Origin of the sequence: Paenibacillus dendritiformis, from assembly GCF_015845845.1 — a bacterium.
Lineage (GTDB): Bacteria > Bacillota > Bacilli > Paenibacillales > Paenibacillaceae > Paenibacillus_B > Paenibacillus_B dendritiformis_C.
Genome location: NZ_LDIG01000204.1, coordinates 12,860 through 29,135, shown reverse-complemented (window position 1 = coordinate 29,135; position 16,276 = coordinate 12,860). Strand labels below are relative to the sequence as shown.

The 16,276-nt window shown below is 59.9% G+C and carries 18 protein-coding genes and 1 other annotated feature; of the genes, 11 read left to right on the top strand and 7 right to left on the bottom strand.

Going from position 1 to position 16,276, the window contains the following annotated elements; translation table 11 throughout:
* Nucleotides 1-24: 24 nt before the first annotated feature.
* Together ABD76_RS20805 and ABD76_RS20800 are read left to right on the top strand one after the other, a co-directional pair.
* Nucleotides 25-666, top strand: a complete 642-nt coding sequence (locus ABD76_RS20805; RefSeq protein WP_197259031.1) for an ATPase — start codon at nt 25-27, stop codon at nt 664-666.
* An 85-nt stretch (nt 667-751) separates the two neighbouring features.
* Entirely contained in the window at nt 752-958 is a 207-nt protein-coding gene (locus ABD76_RS20800; protein ID WP_197259030.1) for a diaminopimelate decarboxylase, read from the top strand.
* Between the two features lie 789 nt (nt 959-1,747).
* Here ABD76_RS20800 and ABD76_RS20795 read toward each other — a convergent pair.
* A complete protein-coding gene (locus ABD76_RS20795) occupies nt 1,748-2,203 on the bottom strand; it encodes a bactofilin family protein (RefSeq protein WP_197259029.1) in 456 nt (151 codons plus the stop codon).
* A 45-nt stretch (nt 2,204-2,248) separates the two neighbouring features.
* Nucleotides 2,249-3,481, bottom strand: a complete 1,233-nt coding sequence (locus tag ABD76_RS20790; protein ID WP_197259028.1) for a M23 family metallopeptidase — start codon at nt 3,479-3,481, stop codon at nt 2,249-2,251.
* Between the two features lie 198 nt (nt 3,482-3,679).
* Here ABD76_RS20790 and ABD76_RS30240 point away from each other — a divergent pair, with 198 nt between their 5' ends.
* Together ABD76_RS30240 and cls are read left to right on the top strand one after the other, a co-directional pair.
* Complete coding sequence (locus ABD76_RS30240; protein WP_275100842.1) at nt 3,680-3,814, top strand: hypothetical protein; 135 nt, start codon at nt 3,680-3,682, stop codon at nt 3,812-3,814.
* Between the two features lie 83 nt (nt 3,815-3,897).
* Nucleotides 3,898-5,325, top strand: coding sequence for a cardiolipin synthase (cls, locus tag ABD76_RS20785; RefSeq protein ID WP_197259027.1), 1,428 nt, complete (start codon nt 3,898-3,900; stop codon nt 5,323-5,325).
* 34 nt (nt 5,326-5,359) lie between these two features.
* On the opposite strand, the gene ligD is transcribed toward cls, so the two are convergent.
* From ligD to ku, 3 genes are all read right to left on the bottom strand, one after another.
* Nucleotides 5,360-6,280 carry a non-homologous end-joining DNA ligase gene (ligD, locus tag ABD76_RS20780; protein ID WP_197259026.1) on the bottom strand — a complete coding sequence of 307 codons (921 nt, stop codon included), beginning with the start codon at nt 6,278-6,280 and terminating at the stop codon, nt 5,360-5,362.
* Between the two features lie 84 nt (nt 6,281-6,364).
* Entirely contained in the window at nt 6,365-7,360 is a 996-nt protein-coding gene (locus ABD76_RS20775; RefSeq protein WP_197259025.1) for an ATP-dependent DNA ligase, read from the bottom strand.
* Nucleotides 7,360-8,370, bottom strand: a complete 1,011-nt coding sequence (gene ku / locus ABD76_RS20770) for a non-homologous end joining protein Ku (protein ID WP_197259024.1) — start codon at nt 8,368-8,370, stop codon at nt 7,360-7,362. Before ku ends, ABD76_RS20775 begins: the two co-directional genes overlap by 1 nt.
* 227 nt (nt 8,371-8,597) lie before the next feature.
* On the opposite strand from ku, the gene ABD76_RS20765 reads away from it, so the two are divergent.
* Nucleotides 8,598-8,786: an H-type small acid-soluble spore protein gene (locus ABD76_RS20765; RefSeq protein ID WP_197259023.1), complete on the top strand. Its 189-nt coding sequence runs from the start codon at nt 8,598-8,600 to the stop codon at nt 8,784-8,786.
* Nucleotides 8,787-8,877: 91 nt separating this feature from the next.
* On the opposite strand, the gene ABD76_RS20760 is transcribed toward ABD76_RS20765, so the two are convergent.
* Nucleotides 8,878-9,432, bottom strand: a complete 555-nt coding sequence (locus ABD76_RS20760; RefSeq protein ID WP_197259022.1) for an HXXEE domain-containing protein — start codon at nt 9,430-9,432, stop codon at nt 8,878-8,880.
* The gene (locus ABD76_RS20755; RefSeq protein WP_197259021.1) at nt 9,429-10,025 is read right to left on the bottom strand and encodes a TetR/AcrR family transcriptional regulator; all 597 of its coding nucleotides are present in this window, start codon (nt 10,023-10,025) and stop codon (nt 9,429-9,431) included. The genes ABD76_RS20760 and ABD76_RS20755 overlap by 4 nt, the downstream gene beginning before the upstream one ends.
* Nucleotides 10,026-10,363: 338 nt before the next feature.
* Between ABD76_RS20755 and tsaE the strand changes: the two genes are divergently transcribed.
* The 6 genes from tsaE to ABD76_RS20725 all read left to right on the top strand — a co-directional run bounded on the left by tsaE (nt 10,364) and on the right by ABD76_RS20725 (nt 16,233).
* A complete protein-coding gene (gene tsaE, locus ABD76_RS20750) occupies nt 10,364-10,843 on the top strand; it encodes a tRNA (adenosine(37)-N6)-threonylcarbamoyltransferase complex ATPase subunit type 1 TsaE (protein ID WP_197259020.1) in 480 nt (159 codons plus the stop codon).
* Nucleotides 10,844-10,847: 4 nt separating this feature from the next.
* Nucleotides 10,848-11,684 (top strand): tRNA (adenosine(37)-N6)-threonylcarbamoyltransferase complex dimerization subunit type 1 TsaB, encoded by an 837-nt coding sequence (gene tsaB, locus ABD76_RS20745; RefSeq protein ID WP_338125164.1) that lies wholly within the window; start codon nt 10,848-10,850, stop codon nt 11,682-11,684.
* Between the two features lie 18 nt (nt 11,685-11,702).
* Entirely contained in the window at nt 11,703-12,227 is a 525-nt protein-coding gene (rimI, locus tag ABD76_RS20740; protein WP_197259018.1) for a ribosomal protein S18-alanine N-acetyltransferase, read from the top strand.
* Between the two features lie 14 nt (nt 12,228-12,241).
* Nucleotides 12,242-13,294 carry a tRNA (adenosine(37)-N6)-threonylcarbamoyltransferase complex transferase subunit TsaD gene (gene tsaD, locus ABD76_RS20735; protein ID WP_197259017.1) on the top strand — a complete coding sequence of 351 codons (1,053 nt, stop codon included), beginning with the start codon at nt 12,242-12,244 and terminating at the stop codon, nt 13,292-13,294.
* A gap of 484 nt (nt 13,295-13,778) precedes the next feature.
* Nucleotides 13,779-14,037, top strand: a binding site (T-box leader).
* Between the two features lie 54 nt (nt 14,038-14,091).
* On the top strand, nt 14,092-15,723 hold the full coding sequence (locus ABD76_RS20730) for a 2-isopropylmalate synthase (protein WP_197259016.1): 1,632 nt from the start codon (nt 14,092-14,094) through the stop codon (nt 15,721-15,723).
* Nucleotides 15,724-16,020: 297 nt separating this feature from the next.
* The gene (locus tag ABD76_RS20725) at nt 16,021-16,233 is read left to right on the top strand and encodes a YbaK/EbsC family protein (RefSeq protein WP_242069690.1); all 213 of its coding nucleotides are present in this window, start codon (nt 16,021-16,023) and stop codon (nt 16,231-16,233) included.
* Nucleotides 16,234-16,276: the final 43 nt, after the last annotated feature.

The window sequence follows — 16,276 nt, the reverse complement described above, 5'->3', positions numbered from 1 at the left end:
TTACTGGGCAAAGGAGGGGAAGGCATGCGATGCGCCGTACTGGGAGCGCGGGATGGGGGCCTGGACCTGGCCTGGCGGCTGACAAAGCTCGGCCATGACGTCTGGCTCGTCCTCCCGGAAGCCGAGGAGGCCGAGCGTTGGCGCCGCGTCTGCGCCAGCCGCATGCTGTGCACGGTGCATGCGGACTACGCCGTCCGCCGTGCCGATGCCGTCGTCGTGCCAGGCTCCTGGCCGGGCGGGGCGGCGCTGGCGAATGCGACGCGCCTCGCCATCGTGGCCGCGCCGGCGGCTGCGCCCGGCTCGACGGAACGCCTGCGCGGGAGCGGGAAGGCTATGCGCGCGACCGATGTCGCGTACCTGCCTCCCGCCTGGCTGCAGGCGACCGGCACCGTCCTCCTTGGCACGGCGGACGGCCAGCCGCAGGCGGCGCTCGCGGAGCTGTTCGCGCCGATGAAGCGGCCGGTACGCTATGTGCCGTACCGGGTGGCGGAATACGCGCAGCGCTGGGCCTCGCGCGGCGGCGTGCCCCTCTGGCGGGAGCGTCCCGCCGAATCGGCGGACGAACAGGCCCGCCGGATGTGGCGAAGCTGCTGCCGCCCGGAGCTGGACAGGGTGGAGCGGTTGCGCTATCCGCCCTGGCCCAAGCCGGCGCCGGATATGAGTTAGGCGGTGAAGCGGAATGACCCTGGCGAGATGCCGGCACCTCAGGGGATATCGAAATGAATCAATTCCGGACGAGGGGAGCAAGCACATGAGAGCGAAGCAATTGCACACGGCAGTGAAATGCCTGGGATGCCAGCGCCTGCTGGCCAACGAGGAAGCAATGCTGGTATTTCGGACCGGCTTCCGCGGCGATGATCCGGTCGGCGGGTGCGAACAATGCGTCGCGAAGCATCCGCCGTTGAACCGGCTGTGGCGCGTCAGGCTGACGGACTTGCCCTATGATTCGGTGCGGTAGCCGGGAACAGCGGCTGCCATGCCATCTCCCGGCAAGAGTCCCGTTGGCGCGGAAAGAAAGACGCCCATCGGAAGGGCAAGGATGAAGTCCGAGAGGCGGCGGCCAGAGCGTATGGAGGATAAGGGGTGCGGAAGGATGGAGCAGGGATGTGAAAGAAGGCTTAATAGGGAGGGCAAAGGATGTGGAGGAAGCAGGATGGAGAGGGAGCGAGGAGGAATGGTCCGAGGCGGCTGGAGGATGGAGAAGATAGTACGGGCGGGAAGCGTGTGGAGAGCCTGGGGAGAGCGGGTATAAGGTTACGATATTGGATGGTAGTGAAAATTGTCTCTGTATAGTGGAAAATAAGAAAATATGTCTTTCAAATAGTGGACACGTTTTTGAAAAGAGATATAGTTCCCGCAATCTCTGTTCCTCCTATATATAGTGTATTCATCCGGAGACATACCTATATATTGATATTTTTACTTGATAAGATCATAACCCCCCCTTATGTCCACTTTCGTATGGACATTTTCGCCGGTTTGTCTGTTTTGAGAGTACATAACCTGTGATGTCCGCCGGCCGTATGCCAGCAAAGCATTCATTTGCACTGCAAGTGTTAAGCCAATTCCCTATCACCGCAAAAGGTGATTGAAAAAGCACAAACTCGCCTCATTATGAACGCGAACTTGAAGCAAGCAAGTGCTAAGCTAAATGGCATAAGCGGATGGAAGACGGAAATTACATAGCGGGGCCGCATCATATCTTGATTGGGAAGCATAAGGCCCAGAAAAAAAGCAAGCGGCTTGGTTACCCCGCTTGCTTTGCTGCGACTGCCTCTTTGCCGTCCTGTTTCTCTTCACGTTCCCGTTCGGGAGGCTCATGGGCGGCAGCGGCATTCGCTGAGGCTCCTTCCTTCGCTTCCCGATCCACCATGCTCGTGCCGTTCAGGATGCCGCCTTCCTCAACGACCAGCAGCCCCGATGTACAATGGCCCACCACCTGTCCGGACGAGGTGATGAGCAGCTTGCCCGTCGTCTTGATATCGCCGACGACGGTGCCCGCGACGACGACATGGCGGGCGATCAAGGTGGAGTGCGCCTCTCCGCGCTCGCCGACGGTGATCGTGCCGCTGCTGCTCAGCTCGCCCGTAAATTTGCCGTCGATGCGCACATTCGACTGCGAATGAATGGTGCCGTTCATATCGGTGCCGTGGCCGATGAACGTGTCCGTCGGCTTGATGCGTTGGGATGAGCGTTGAAACATCGTAATCCCTCCTGCTTTGACAGATTTGGCTTGCATGCGTCCGGCTTATGTTCCGTAGGCTGGCCTATTTTCCGTTATCCACATCGGGAGGGGAGACAGCCTGGTGACAGATGCCGGTGAGGACGGGGAATACCCAGGACCGGAACTTCCGGAACCGGATGTCCGGGAACTTCCAAGACTCCCCGAACCGCCGAAAGCGTCTGAACCCTTCTTGCCTCCGGAAATCCTGGCCCCTTCAGAACCCTGAGAACTCCCGGCAGCGCCGGAGGCGGCGGAGATTTTCACGGGCCGTCCCTCCGCCGGGGTGTCCGCGGACGCCTCCGTCAGGAACGGAAGCGGATCGATCGGCTCGCCCCGCTGGACAATCTGGAAGTGGAGATGAGGCCCGGTGCTGCGGCCGGTCGTGCCCAGCGCGCCGATCTTATCGCCTTTGCCGACCTTGTCGCCCACGGAGACGTGAATCCGCTGAAGATGCATATACCAGGTGTCCAATTGGTTGACATGCCGGATAATAATATAATTGCCCCGCGAAGCGTTGAACCCGGCTTCGATCACTTCTCCCTCGGCCGCTGCGAGGACGGAGTCGCCCGTCTCGCCGCCAATGTCGATGCCGGCATGGAATGCGGCATATCCGGTCAACGGGTCCTTCCGGTACCCGAAGCTGGAGGTCAGGCGACGTGACTTTGTCGGCCAGACGGACGGCGTTCCCGCGATGAGTTCCTGCTTCTTCTGCGCTTGATTCAATACGGCCGGCGCATTGCGCTGTATGGAGGAGAGCATGCGTTTCATCCGGACGAGATCCAGCCGCGAGCGCTCGGCCAACTCCAGCATCTGCTCCGTACCGACGCCAATCTCCTCGCCGCCGACCTGCCGCTGCTCGTTCCAGCCGGTGATGCGGGCGAAGCGGGCTTGCTTCTCGCCGCTTTCCTTGGAGCCCCCGGAATTTCCTTCCACGAAGTCTTCCAATTGCTTCTCCAGACTGCTCATGTGATTGATCCGCTGCTTGACGGTCTCGGTCTCCGAAGAGAGGCGGATGATCTCATTTTGCAGCCGTTGAATCGCTTCGTCCTTATTCTTGACCGTAACTTCAAGCGCCTCGGACTGGTTAGACAGCAGGCCTTCCAGCTCGCGGATCTCCGCCGCGGCCTTCCACTGCATGCTCAGCACCAGACCCGATATCGACAAGACGGCGGCAATCGGGACGGAGACAGCGAGCATTTTCGGCACATTCATCTGTTTGACCGCTTGCTCCGCGTCGCGGATGACGAGCAGTGTCATACGGCCATTCCACCAACGCCCTTTCATCACATCACCTCAGATTCCGCGTAATCCTGCAAAGTCTACCTATTGCACTCTATTCCAATGTCCCGCTATACAGAACGGATATCTGTCCGAATGAACGATTTTGCACGTATGATTGCGCCGAAAAATACACAATACTGGAAGGATAGGGGTGACCGGAGGGGGGCTGGAAGGATGAGCCACCAAAACAGGATAGAGACAGCCGGAGGAGTGGAAGAATGGGGCCGCAAGAGCAGGACAGGGACAGCCGGAGGGGATTGGAAGGATGGGAAGCCGAACCGGAACGGGATGCCGAACGGGCAGAGTTGACAGGAGGTCCGCTCTGATGTAATACATGAAATAAGCCCTGCAAAGGCAACGAGGTCAATGACAGGCGGAGGTTAGAAAAATTGATGTTATGGCTGGTAGTCGCCTTGCTCATATATATATTTCAGATCTTTACAATCGTGCTGCTGGAGTACAAACAGCCTTCCAAGGCGGTCGCCTGGCTGCTGATCTTGTTCTGCTTCCCGCTGATCGGCTTCGTCATGTACTACTTCCTCGCCCAGGAATATACGGCCCGGCGGCGGGTGCGGAAAAGGGGAGGCTGGGGGCACCCCGAGAACCGGACCCGTGTCGTCGGCATCCAGACGGTGAACCGTCCGGACGAGCTGAACAACCCGCAAATGCATACCCAGGAACGGTTGTTCGCGCTCATCTCCTCTTTGTCGGAAAGCCCGATTACGAGCTGCAACGAGACGCGGGTGCTGACGAACGGGCAAGCGACGTTCGAAGCGATGCTGTCCGCTATCCGGGAAGCGAAGCATCATATCCATATGGAATTTTATATATTACGGGACGACGGCATCGGCACCGTCTTCCAGCAGGCGCTTATCGCCAAGGCGAAGGAAGGGGTCCAAGTCCGCATCGTGGCCGACGGCGTCGGCAGCATCGAGCTGAGGCGCAAATATTTGCGGACGTTCAAGGAAGCCGGCGTGGAATTCCATTGGTTCCTGCCGCTGTCGGTTTCGTTTTTCCGCCGCCGCCTCAATTACCGCAATCATCGGAAGCTGCTTATCGTAGACGGCCGGATCGGCTTTGTCGGCGGAATGAATATCGGTGACGATTATTTGGGGCTGGACCGCAAGCTTGGCTTTTGGCGCGATACGCACTTGCAGGTCGAAGGAGATGCGGTATATGCGCTCCAGGCCATTTTCTTGCACGACTGGACGTTCGTGACCGAGCAGTCACTGTCGCTTGGGGAGTTCTTCCCGCCCCATCAGTGCAAGGGGAAGGAGCAGGTGAAGATGATCTCGAGCGGGCCGGACGCAAGCTGGGATGCCATTCAGGAGCTGTTCTTCGGGGTGCTCGGTTCTGCGCGGGAGCGGATGTGGATCATTACGCCGTACTTCGTACCCGATGCCAGCGTGCGGCTCGCGCTCAAGACGGCCGCCGTCAGCGGGATCGATGTCCGCATCATTATTCCGGGGAAGTCGGATTCGCGTCTCGTCGATTGGGCATCCCTGTCATACGTGGAGGAGCTCCTGCAGGCGGGCGTCCGCTTCTATCAGTATCAGAAAGGCTTCGCCCACGCCAAAACCTTCCTCATGGACCGGACCTTGGGATGCGTGGGAACGGCGAACCTCGATATGCGAAGCTTTTTCAGCAACTTCGAGGTCAACGCGGTGCTGTTCGAAGCATCGGCGGTCGATCGGATTGAGGAAGATTTTTTGCGCGATTTCGAAGACAGCGTCGAGCTCGATTACAACAAGTTCGTGACCCGTTCCCGCGGACAGCGCGCCGCCGAAGCGGTCATGCGGCTGCTGTCGCCTCTGCTCTAGCTTCTTTCGCTAACTTGACAGGCACGTACGGAAGTTAGCCTTTTCGTGACCGGATGGCTTGAATCTGGCTGGAGAAGGCCTCCAGAATCGGCTCGAGGGCCAGCGGCTCGGCTTCGCGGATCAGATCGCCGACCTGGGCAAGCCGATCGGCCGCATTGAGCAGATGGTAATCGCGCGGCTTCGGATTGCGCTTTACCTCATCCCAGGTGAGCGGCATCGAGACCGAAGCGTACGGCGTCGCCCGCGGGGTGTAGGGCGCCGCGATTGTCCGGGAGGCATCATGCTGCATGTAATCGATATAAATGCGGGTGCCCCGGTTCTTCTTCAGCCGCTCGATCGTGAACAGCTTCGGGTGCAGTTCACACAGGTAGATAGCGAGCATCTCGCCCAGCTCGCGGAGCTGCATGAAGGTCGGGCCGCGCTTGATCGGCACGATAAGCTGCACGCCGGTTGCGCCGGATGTTTTCGGGATCGTCCGGATCCCGATCCGTTCCATCGCCTCTCCCACGATCCAGGCGGCCTCCATAATGCGTTCCTCTTCCCGAACGGACGGATCCAGGTCGATAATCCACTCGGCCGGGAGCGGGTCGCCGATGCGGTGCAGCGAGGGATGGAACTCGATGCAGGCCAGATTGGCCAGCCACAGCAGCGTAGGCACATTTTGGAGGACGATATAGCGGATATCCCCGGACATCGCCGTCTCGACGAAGGAGGGGGCCCCAGGCGGCACGTTTTTTTGGTAAAAAAATTCCCCGGGAACGCCATGCGGATACCGGATCGTCGTCAGGAAGCGGTCGCGGCACGCCGCCAGCAAATAAGGGCTCAGCCGGATCATTTCCCGGATATAGTCCGTCTTCGTTATGCCCGCCTCCGGCCACAACAGCTTGTTCGGATTCGTGATTTGGATTTCATGCCCTTCCACCATTAAGGACGCGGGCGGTTCTTTGCTGGCCATAGTCCCACCTTCCTGTTGCTTGATTCCGTTTCTCGCAATCTCGCAATCTGACTTTTTCCTTCTAACGCGAATTCGCTTCTTCCATTACTTCAGCAGCGGCAGCGTATCGATGCGCGGATGGCGGAGCTGCCCGGTCGGCGTATATTCCAAGGCCGCGGCCCGGCACGGAATCGGCACGCTCATCCAGACGATCGGCTCCCGGCGGAGAGACGGAATCGGTCCTCCGGGGGGGCCTGCGGCCGGATAACGCCCTGCCCAGCCTTCCAGCAGCTGCCGGCGGGTCTCATCGAGTCCGATGGACGCCTTGCCGATATAGCGTCCTTCCAAGTCGGTCAGGACGACGCTGGCCGGACGGCCGTTATTGATCATATAGCCGACCGTCAAGGCATCGACGAGAAGATCCTTCTTATGCTTGAACCAGTCCTGATGACGCTTCCCCTCCTGGTAGGGGGAGCTTCGCCTTTTGCTGACGACGCCTTCCCAGCCGTGCTGCTCCACCCATTCCCATAATGGAGCGCCATCCTCGAAAATATCCGCTACGAAGCAGGCGGGATGCTTCTCGGGAAACAGCTCCAGCAGCAAGCGGTGCCGCTCCTCATAGGGCAGCCTCCTTACATTCCGCTCTCCGATTCCGAGCACGTCGAAGAGAACGTAGACGGCGGGAAGGGCGCCGTCGGGCCGCTGGCGCATCCGCTCCCGTTGGAGCGCCAACGGAAAAGAAGGCCGTCCCAGCTTCGGATCGAAGACGACGACCTCCCCGTCGAGCAGCAGCGTCCGGCCGCGAAGCTCGGGCCGCGCTTCCATCATGGCCGTCACGTCCGCATAGATGGACGTTTTCTCCAGCATCCGCTTGGAGAAGAGCCGCACCCGGCCCTGCACGCACACGGCGAGCATTCTGACGCCGTCCCATTTCAGTTGATGAAGCCATTCCTCGCCCGTGGGGATGCGGTCGCTCCGAAGCGGGGACATCGGCGCCGAGGGCAGCGCCAGAGAAGGTGGGAGCGCCTCGGAGAAGTAACCGGCGTTTCGGTCCTCCCGCTCCGGCGGCTGTCCCGAGTCTTCCATCGGCGGCCGCGGCATTATGACTCCGTCCGCGCCCGCTTGCGCCGCGTGCCGCCTGTGGCAGCCGGCTCCTCGCCGTCATTGGCCGCCTTCTGCGCGCCGGCTTCCGCCTTGCGGGCCGTCTTCTTGCGCCGCGGGGCGGCTTCTTCGGCAGCCGTATCGGCCGCTGCCGCAGGGGCGGCTTTTTTGCGCCGCTTCGGTTCCGCCGCTGCGGCTGTAGCCGCCGCCGGGCCCGGGTCGGTGCCGATTGGCCGCGGCCCCTTCATCGCCTCGATGCTGGCCTGCAGCGCCGCCATCAGGTCGACGACATTGGCGGCCGGCTGGGCGGCCGGAGCGGTGCGGACTTCCTCGCCCGCGATCTTTTGCCCGATCCGCTCCAGCAAGCGCTGACGGTATTCATCGGTGTACTGCTCCGGCTCGAAGGCGGTCGAGAGCTGGCCGATAAGCAGCTTCGCCATCTCCAGCTCCTTCGGATTGACCTCCACATGCTCCGGAATATTCGGCACCTGCGTGACCGCCCGAATCTCATCCGGATAGAACATCGTCTCCATCACGAGGCAGTTTTCGATGACGCGAATGGCCGCGAGACTGCTTTTGGCCCGGATCGTCACCTTGGCGATGCCGATCTTGCCTGTCTGCACCAACGCCTCGCGCAGCAACTGATAGGCGTTGTTCCCGGCCTGATCGGGGGATAAATAATACGTCTTCTGATAATAAATCGGATCAATTTCGGCCAAGTCGACGAAATCAAGAATCGCGATCGCCCGGCTTGCATCATCCTGCAGTTGTTCCATCTCGTCTTTGTCGAACAGGACAAATTTCCCTTTTTCATACTCATAGCCCTTCACGATCTCGTCCCAGCCCACCTCTTCCTTGCAGACCGGGCAGGAGCGGACATACGAGAGCGGGCTGCCGCATTCCTTGTGTATCATTCGCATCGAGATGTCTTTGTCTTCGGTGGCGGTATGCATTTTGACGGGGACATGGACCAAGCCGAAGCTGATTGCCCCTTTCCAGACCGTATGCATCAATTATCCTCCTTGCGCCTCTTCACTCATTCGCCTGCACATCGCTGTGCGGCATCTCTATCACCATATTCATGGAGTTCCTGCCTGTATGTCATTGTTCGAAATACGACTTTTTGGACAACCTCTACAGGTAAGTATGCGATAGTTCGCTTTCTTCTACGCATGCATGAAAAAGCCGCCTTTGCGTCACGTTAAGGCTTAGATGCACGGGAAGGGAGGTTTTGAACATGGATGCACATCGCGCGAAGCATATTTTGGAAATGAAGGACACCGTCCCTGTCCATCTGGACGGCGAGCAGCCGGTCTGGATTGAGAGCGTGGATGTCGCCAATGGGATGGCGACGGTGCAGGTCGGGAACAACCCGCTCAATACGGAGACGGTAGCGGTTGACCGGTTGAAGGAGCCGCAGCAATAAGGGAACGGCAGGAGTTGGACATTCCGCGTCAGGCACAGGAGCGGGAGCAGGGGAAGGCGCGTTGTCAGGCATCGGCCTTCCCGTCTTGTCGTCAGCGCGCGATTCTGAATTGGCTGCGCCAGCGGGAAATGATGAGGAACGTGGCAGGGAGCAGCACGATGGCGGCGAGAACGTCCCACAGCAGCCGTTCCGGCGCGATGACCCGATCCGCGAACAGGCGGAAGAAGGCATAGCCGGAGTAAGGCAGGACGAGCAGTACGGCGGTGATGACGCCGGGCATCAGGCTGCGGGTATAGACGGACAATCCGATATGGGTGAAGACATGCAGGAAGAAAATAAGGAGCAAAATCAGATACAGGTCGTATAAGGAAAACATGACGGCCGCCAGCGTCGCCGCAACGACGACGAGGAAAACCCAGAATACATCGCCCGCGAAATCCCGCGTCGTCATCTTCAAGCTGCTCGCGGCAAAGCGGCCGACAACAGGGGACATCTTCCCCAGAATGCGGTCGCCGTGACGGCGAAGCCAAGGCTCGACATAGAGGATTTCTTCGAAATCATGGAACATGAACACGATAGGAAACAGCCACATGACCGTGACCGCATCGAGATGAGCGGCTATCCAGCCGATGATTGCCTCGTTCATCGGTTCCCCTCCTTCCCCGAATGAAGCAGCATGCCTTGAAGGAATAAGCGTGCGGTATGAGCGCCCAGCTCCTCCGGCGTTCTCTCTCCGGTTTCTATATAGCGGTAGACGAGTCTCTCTATCGCGGCGACGATCGATTCGGCCGCCAGCTCCGGATCGATATCCGGTTTGACGATGTCAAGCGATTGATTATGAAGCATGTTGGCGACGATCTGGCGAACGATGCGTTCCCGCACCTGCTCGCTGTCGTCGGAGATTTGCAGCGCGATCTTCGTGAGCTGCGGGTGTTCCCCGAACAAACGGAACAAGCCGGTTAGCGCCGAGACGATAAACTTCTCGACATCCGAAGCGGGGAGATGCTTCACCTCCGAACCGGCGTTGCCCAGGCGCAGCAACTGCTCATTGAACTGCTGCAAAAGCTGAGCGGCAAGATCGTCCTTGCTTTTGAAATACAGATAAAAAGCGGCTTGAGTCAAGCCCGCCCCGGCAACGATGTCGCTGACCTTCGTGCCGCGCACCCCCTTGGTGGCAAATAATTTCTCGGCCGATTCCATCAGCTTGCGCTTGCTCTCCTGCGCAGTGTTCCGTGCCATAGGCCAACCCCCTCCCAACTAACTAATTAGTTAGTAATATCATATCATTTGAATCCTGTAGTGTAAAGGGGGACTGGCGATAGAAAATCCGAGGCTCAGCTCCCGTTGGGCTTCACTTCCGAGTCCAGTTCAAGATCGATCTTGCTCCTGCTCCAATCTTGCTGCAAGATAAGGGGAATAAATGTAAAAAGGAAGACACCTTGCAAAACATAGACTCCCGGGGACGGGCCTCCGTCAGCAGCGGGGGCTCTCTGCTTGGTCCTGCCGCTTGTAAGGTGAGGCGGCATTTTTGTGCTATAATGAGGTGTCAGTAACAGTTGAATGTCGTGGAGGGAATTATGAACCAATCAGCGGAATTCGCCTTTTACTCCGCGAGCGAAGCGGATACGGAACGGCTGGCCGCGAAGCTGGCCGAACGCTGCGAGCCCGGCACGGTCATCGCGCTCGATGGGGATCTGGGGGCGGGCAAGACCCGGTTCTCGCAGGCGGTCGCCCGTGCGCTCGGCATTGAGGGGATCGTCAACAGTCCGACGTTTACGATAATTAAGGAATATGACAGCGGCCGGCTGCCGCTCTATCATATGGATGTGTACCGCATCTCGATGGCGGAAGCGGATGAGCTGGGGCTGGATGAGTACCTGTATGGCGACGGCGTGTCGCTGGTCGAGTGGTCAAGCCTGATTACGCCGCTGCTGCCGCCGCGTTATTTGCATCTTTTTATGCAGACGGAAGGCGAGACGGAGCGGATCATTCGCTTGACCGCCTACGGGGAGCCTTATGTAAGCTGGGTTAATGAACTTAAACGGATGGGAGTCTGACATCGTGGATCAACAGGATCATAACAGAACGCGGGTGCTGGCCCTGGATACGTCGACGGCCGCTCTGACCGTTGCCCTGCTCGAAGGGGGCGCGGTCGTGGACGAGCGCCATTCCCAGGCCGAGCGCAATCATTCGATCAAGCTGCTGCCGACGGTGCAGTCGCTGATGGCGGATAACGGGTGGAGCGGGAAGTCGACGGATCTTGTCGCCGTCGGTGTCGGCCCCGGATCGTATACGGGGGTGCGCATCGCGGTCACGGCCGGGAAGACGATGGCCTGGGCATGGGACAAGCCGGTCCTCGGCGTATCCAGTCTGGAGGCCTTGGCGCTCTCCGGCGCGCATCAGGCCAGGCAGATCGGAGGGGAAGCGGGCCGCGCTGGGCGCATCCTCGTCTACCCGCTGATGGATGCGAGAAGGGGGCAGGTCTATACGGCTCCCTTCGCCTGGAACGGAAGCGGGGCCGAGACCCTGACGGACGGCGTGGAGCGGCATGGCGAGGACGGGATTCGCCTGTTCTCGCTGGTCGCCGAGGAGGCGTCCCGGGCGCTGGAAGCGGAGGCGGAAGGCGCTGATCATGCGCATGCGGCCGCCGCAGTGTGGTTCGTCGGCGATACCGGAGCGCAGCAGGAAGCGCTACATGGCCTGCAGGCGCAATGGGGAGAGCGGGTTCGGGTCATCCCGTGCGGGATGGAGGCAAGCTGGATCGGCCGTCTCGGGCTGCGCGCCTATGCCGCGGGCGAGCGGACGGATACCCATCGGCTCGAACCGAACTATACGCAGTTGGCGGAAGCGGAAGCGAAGCTGCTGGCGAAGGAACGGGCGGACCGGAGGCAGCAGTAATAGAAGGGAGCATGTCAGATGGGACAACGGCCTGAGTACGATGAGGATGGACGGGAAGCATCCGGCGGAGTGGAGTTCCGCCCGATGCGGCTTGAGGATATTCCCGGCGTGCTGGAGGTGGAGCACGCTTCGTTCACGGTGCCGTGGACGATGGATGCGTTCCGGAATGAATTGACGCAGAACCATTTTGCCAAATATACGGTGATGCTTCATGGCGATCGCATTATCGGCTATTCCGGCATGTGGACGGTCGTGGATGAAGCTCATATTACCAATATTGCCGTTCATCCCGATTTCCGGGGGCAGAAGCTCGGGGAGCGCTTGCTGCGGGAGATGGTGGTTCGGGCGATGGCCTACGGCATGGAGGCGATGACGCTGGAGGTTCGGGTGTCGAATCATATCGCCCAGCGGCTGTATGCGAAGTTCGGCTTTCAGGGAGCGGGCGTGCGCAAAGGATACTATTCGGATAACAAGGAAGATGCGCTCATTATGTGGACGGACCTGAAGGCGTTGGCCGCCTCTTCCTTTCAACAAGCGGAATAAAGCAGGTGACATTCGTGAATATACCAAGTTCTCATACCAATCCGGCGGAAGCGGACGTCATACTCGCGATCGAGACAAGCTGCGACGAGACGTCCGTCGCCATCGTTCGCGGCGGGCGCGAGGTGCTGGCGAACCAAGTGTCGAGCCAGATCGACGTTCACCAGCGCTTCGGCGGCGTCGTGCCGGAGATCGCTTCGCGCAAGCATGTGGAGACGATTACCGTCATGCTGGAGGAAGCGGTCAAGCAGGCAGGCATTGCCCTGTCTGACATTACGGCCGTCGCGGTCACGCAGGGGCCGGGGCTTGTCGGTTCGCTGCTCGTCGGCATCGTGGCGGCGAAGTCGCTGGCGATGGCTTTGGATGTGCCGCTCATCGGGACGCATCATATCGCCGGGCATATCTATGCGAACCGGCTCGTGCAGGAGCTGGCATATCCATGCATGGCGCTCGTCGTCAGCGGCGGGCATACGGAGCTGGTTCATCTGGAGCGGGAGGGCGTGTTCCGCGTCATCGGAAGCACGCGCGACGACGCGGTCGGCGAGGCTTACGACAAGGTAGCCCGCGCGGTCGGCTTCCCGTATCCGGGCGGTCCGCATATCGACCGCCTCGCCGTCGACGCGGACGACGCGATCGTACTGCCGCGTGCCTGGCTGGAGCCTGATTCCTATGATTTCAGCTTCAGCGGACTGAAGTCCGCCGTGCTGAACGTCGTCAATCAGGCGAAGATGCGGGGCGAGCCGCCGATGTATGCTGCCGTCGCCCGCGGGTTCCAGGAATCCGTCATCGACGTGCTGACGGAGAAAGCGATGCGCGCCGTGAAGGAATACGGCGCGGCCCAATTGCTGTTGTGCGGCGGCGTGGCCGCCAACCGCGGATTGCGATCGGCGCTGGCCGAGCGCTGCGAGGCCGAAGGCGTGCCGCTCTTGATTCCGCCGTTCGAATACTGCACGGACAATGCGGCGATGATCGCGGCCGCGGCGCATCTCAAGTGGAAGCACGGGCAGTTTACGCCGCTTGATTTCCAGGCGCAGCCGCTGTTTTCGCTCGAGGCGTGGTCGGTGGAATAGCTGCCCATCGCTGCCGGACGGCAGGGGGGGAGCGAGCTTTTTTCAAAATAGGTATTGACTCGTATGTACCGGGACAATATAATAGTCATCAAACCTCAATCCTTCCATGGAATGGGAATATCGGTTGACACGCAATGAACAGGAGCAGTAGAGGATAACGGTCGGAATCAGAGAGCTGCGGGACGGTGCGACGCAGCGGCGGTTGCCTTGAACTCGCCTGGGAGCGGAACGGCGGAAATGCCGGCTTGGGATGCGTACGGAAGCGGACGCAGATCTCTCAAGCGCGGCGGTATGCCGTTACGGAGCCCCCGTCATCGGGCGCGCGCATCGCCATGATCCGGATCCGGCGGTGTGACGCATAAGCGGACGAACGCTTCATCTTGAGCGCGAAGATGAAGGTCGTCAACTAGAGTGGTACCACGGCATCTACCTGTCGTCTCTAACGAGATGGCAGGTTTTTTTGTTATCAACGAGCATGCATATATCGAACGCGTAGAACGGGAGCAGTAAGACACGGAAGCCGATCAGAGAGCTGCGGGGTGGTGCGACGCAGCGGCGGAATGTCTGAACTCGCCCGGGAGTGGAGCGGCTGAACAGGCTCATGGCGTCCGGAAGGATGCCGAAGGGAAGTAGGCGGCTACGGTACCTGACCGTTATCAGGCCGAGGGGGAGGATCCTGCGGTTTGCGGATGATCTTCCAACGAGAGTGGTACCGCGGCAGAGCAGAGCTTGTCGTCTCTTTTGAGACGGCAGGCTTTTTTATTTTCAGGAAAAGATGGATTATGGGAGGAATCGCGATGGGTACTCATACACAAGGCAATTCGGTGCAGGCAGGAGTTCCGCAAGATCAGGAGAAGCGGATGATTCAGATTTTCGATACGACGCTGCGGGACGGCGAGCAGGCTCCCGGCGCGGCCTTGACGCTGCTGCAGAAGCTGGAGCTGGCGGAGCGGCTCGTCCGGCTCGGGGTTGATGTGATTGAGCCGGGCTTCCCGATTTCGAGTCCGGGTGAATTCGAAGCGGTGCAGCGCATCTCCCGCCTCTATCCGCAAGTGGAAATCTGCGGCTTCGCGCGCGCGGTTCGGGAGGATATCGACGCGGCCGTGAAGGCGACGGCCGATGCCGCCCGGCGCCGGATTCATGTTTTCATCTCGTCGTCGGATATCCATCTTCAGCATCAGCTTCGCAAATCGCGCGCCGAGGTGAAGCAGATGGCGAGGGAGACGGTGGCCTATGCGAAGCAGTTCGCCGATCGCATTGAATTCACGGCGATGGATGCGACGCGCTCGGATGCGGACTTCGTCATCGAGCTGGTGGAGACGGCGATTGAGGAAGGCGCGTCGATTATCAACCTGCCGGATACGGTCGGTTATGCGCTGCCGGAGGAATACGGGGCACTGTTCCGCAAGGTGCGCCAGGGCGCTCGCGGGGCCGAGCATGCGGTGTTCAGCGCGCACTGCCACAACGATCTGGGGCTGGCGGTCGCGAACAGCCTGGCGGCGATTCAAGCCGGGGCGACCCAGATCGAGGTTACGGTCAACGGGGTCGGCGAGCGGACGGGGAACTGCGCGTTGGAGGAATTGATTATGGCGCTCGACACGCGCGGCGATGCCCTGCGGGCCGCGACCCGCATTCGGCCGGAATATTTATACGAGACGTCGCGCGCGGTAAGCCGGATGATGCATTTCCCGATTGCCTACAACAAGCCGGTGGTCGGCCGCAACGCCTTCCAGCATGAGTCCGGCATCCATCAGGACGGCCTGCTCAAGAACCGCAACACGTATGAGATTATGGATCCGGTGAAGCTGGGCATTCCGCATCATATGATTATTCTCGGCAAGCATTCGGGGCGGCACGCGCTGAAGCACCGCGCGGAGCAGTACGGCGTTCATCTCAATCCCGACCAGTTGAACGAAGTGTACGACCGCTTCAAGCGCGTAGCCGATGCGCAGAAGGTCGTGACCGACGATCAGCTGCTGCAATGCATCGGAGAGACGCTGAACGAGCAGTTGGAGCCGTTGAGTCTGCTTGATGTCGAAGTGGTGGCGGGCAATGACCGCAAGCGGGCGGCGTCCGTGACGGTGCAGGAGCAGGCGACCGGCAAGAAGCAGACGTATGCGGGAGTGGGCAGCGGTCCGATTGAAGCGGTCATTCGCGCCTTGTCCCAAGCTGTCCGGGAGCCAGTCCGGTTCGAGGATCTGGAGCTGCACTCGCTCTCTTCCGGGGAGGAGGCGTCTGGGGAAGCGGTCGTGACGGTATCGCTCCATGATCAGGTATATCAGGGAAGCGCGACGCATCGGGACATCGTGCTTGCCGCGGCTCAAGCCTATATGGCCGCCTGCAATCAGGCGCTTCGAGGCGCCGCTGCTCATGGAGAGCCGGCGGAAGAGCCGGAGCTCGTGTCCGCCCGGCGTCACGATGCATCCTGAGGCGGATGTGGACAAAGTTATCCACATATCCTGTTGAAAATGGGGATAAAACGCTTACTCCCCTCTGGGACTAAGGTCTGGATCCAGGTGAAAAAGAGGATAGATTTTTCAATATATGCCCTGTAAGTTGTGGATAATGTGGATAAAACAGTGGATAATGCTGGGGATTCCCCGCAAACCATTGGTATGACAGTAATAAAATGAACATGAAGCATGGAGCCAGCAGCCGCTCGTTCCTTCGCGAGCTGTGTATAAGTTGTGATTTACATGTGCGCGGACCGTCCCCGGCTTCATCGTATGAAAACGGAGAGCCTGCGCGAGCATACCGGATTCGTCATCGGAGGCATCCCTCCCATCGGGCATAAGGAGACGATGATGACGCTGATCGATGAAGATTTGCTTCAATATGAGGAGATATGGGCCGCGGCGGGACATCCGCACGCCGTTTTTCCGCTTACGCCGAAGGAGCTCATCGGGATGACGGGCGGACGGGTGATGCCGGTCGTCTAGGCTGCCGAGGGGATTCTTCCGGGACACAATCAAGGGCAGCCCT

Coding starts and splice junctions, on each gene's coding strand:
- ABD76_RS20805 (WP_197259031.1), top strand. CDS start 25: ATGCGATGCGCCGTACTGGGAGCGCGGGATGGGGGCCTGGACCTGGCC.
- ABD76_RS20800 (WP_197259030.1), top strand. CDS start 752: ATGAGAGCGAAGCAATTGCACACGGCAGTGAAATGCCTGGGATGCCAG.
- ABD76_RS20795 (WP_197259029.1), bottom strand. CDS start 2,203: ATGTTTCAACGCTCATCCCAACGCATCAAGCCGACGGACACGTTCATC.
- ABD76_RS20790 (WP_197259028.1), bottom strand. CDS start 3,481: ATGACACTGCTCGTCATCCGCGACGCGGAGCAAGCGGTCAAACAGATG.
- ABD76_RS30240 (WP_275100842.1), top strand. CDS start 3,680: ATGAGCCACCAAAACAGGATAGAGACAGCCGGAGGAGTGGAAGAATGG.
- cls (WP_197259027.1), top strand. CDS start 3,898: ATGTTATGGCTGGTAGTCGCCTTGCTCATATATATATTTCAGATCTTT.
- ligD (WP_197259026.1), bottom strand. CDS start 6,280: ATGGCCAGCAAAGAACCGCCCGCGTCCTTAATGGTGGAAGGGCATGAA.
- ABD76_RS20775 (WP_197259025.1), bottom strand. CDS start 7,360: ATGCCGCGGCCGCCGATGGAAGACTCGGGACAGCCGCCGGAGCGGGAG.
- ku (WP_197259024.1), bottom strand. CDS start 8,370: ATGCATACGGTCTGGAAAGGGGCAATCAGCTTCGGCTTGGTCCATGTC.
- ABD76_RS20765 (WP_197259023.1), top strand. CDS start 8,598: ATGGATGCACATCGCGCGAAGCATATTTTGGAAATGAAGGACACCGTC.
- ABD76_RS20760 (WP_197259022.1), bottom strand. CDS start 9,432: ATGAACGAGGCAATCATCGGCTGGATAGCCGCTCATCTCGATGCGGTC.
- ABD76_RS20755 (WP_197259021.1), bottom strand. CDS start 10,025: ATGGCACGGAACACTGCGCAGGAGAGCAAGCGCAAGCTGATGGAATCG.
- tsaE (WP_197259020.1), top strand. CDS start 10,364: ATGAACCAATCAGCGGAATTCGCCTTTTACTCCGCGAGCGAAGCGGAT.
- rimI (WP_197259018.1), top strand. CDS start 11,703: ATGGGACAACGGCCTGAGTACGATGAGGATGGACGGGAAGCATCCGGC.
- ABD76_RS20730 (WP_197259016.1), top strand. CDS start 14,092: ATGGGTACTCATACACAAGGCAATTCGGTGCAGGCAGGAGTTCCGCAA.
- ABD76_RS20725 (WP_242069690.1), top strand. CDS start 16,021: ATGAAAACGGAGAGCCTGCGCGAGCATACCGGATTCGTCATCGGAGGC.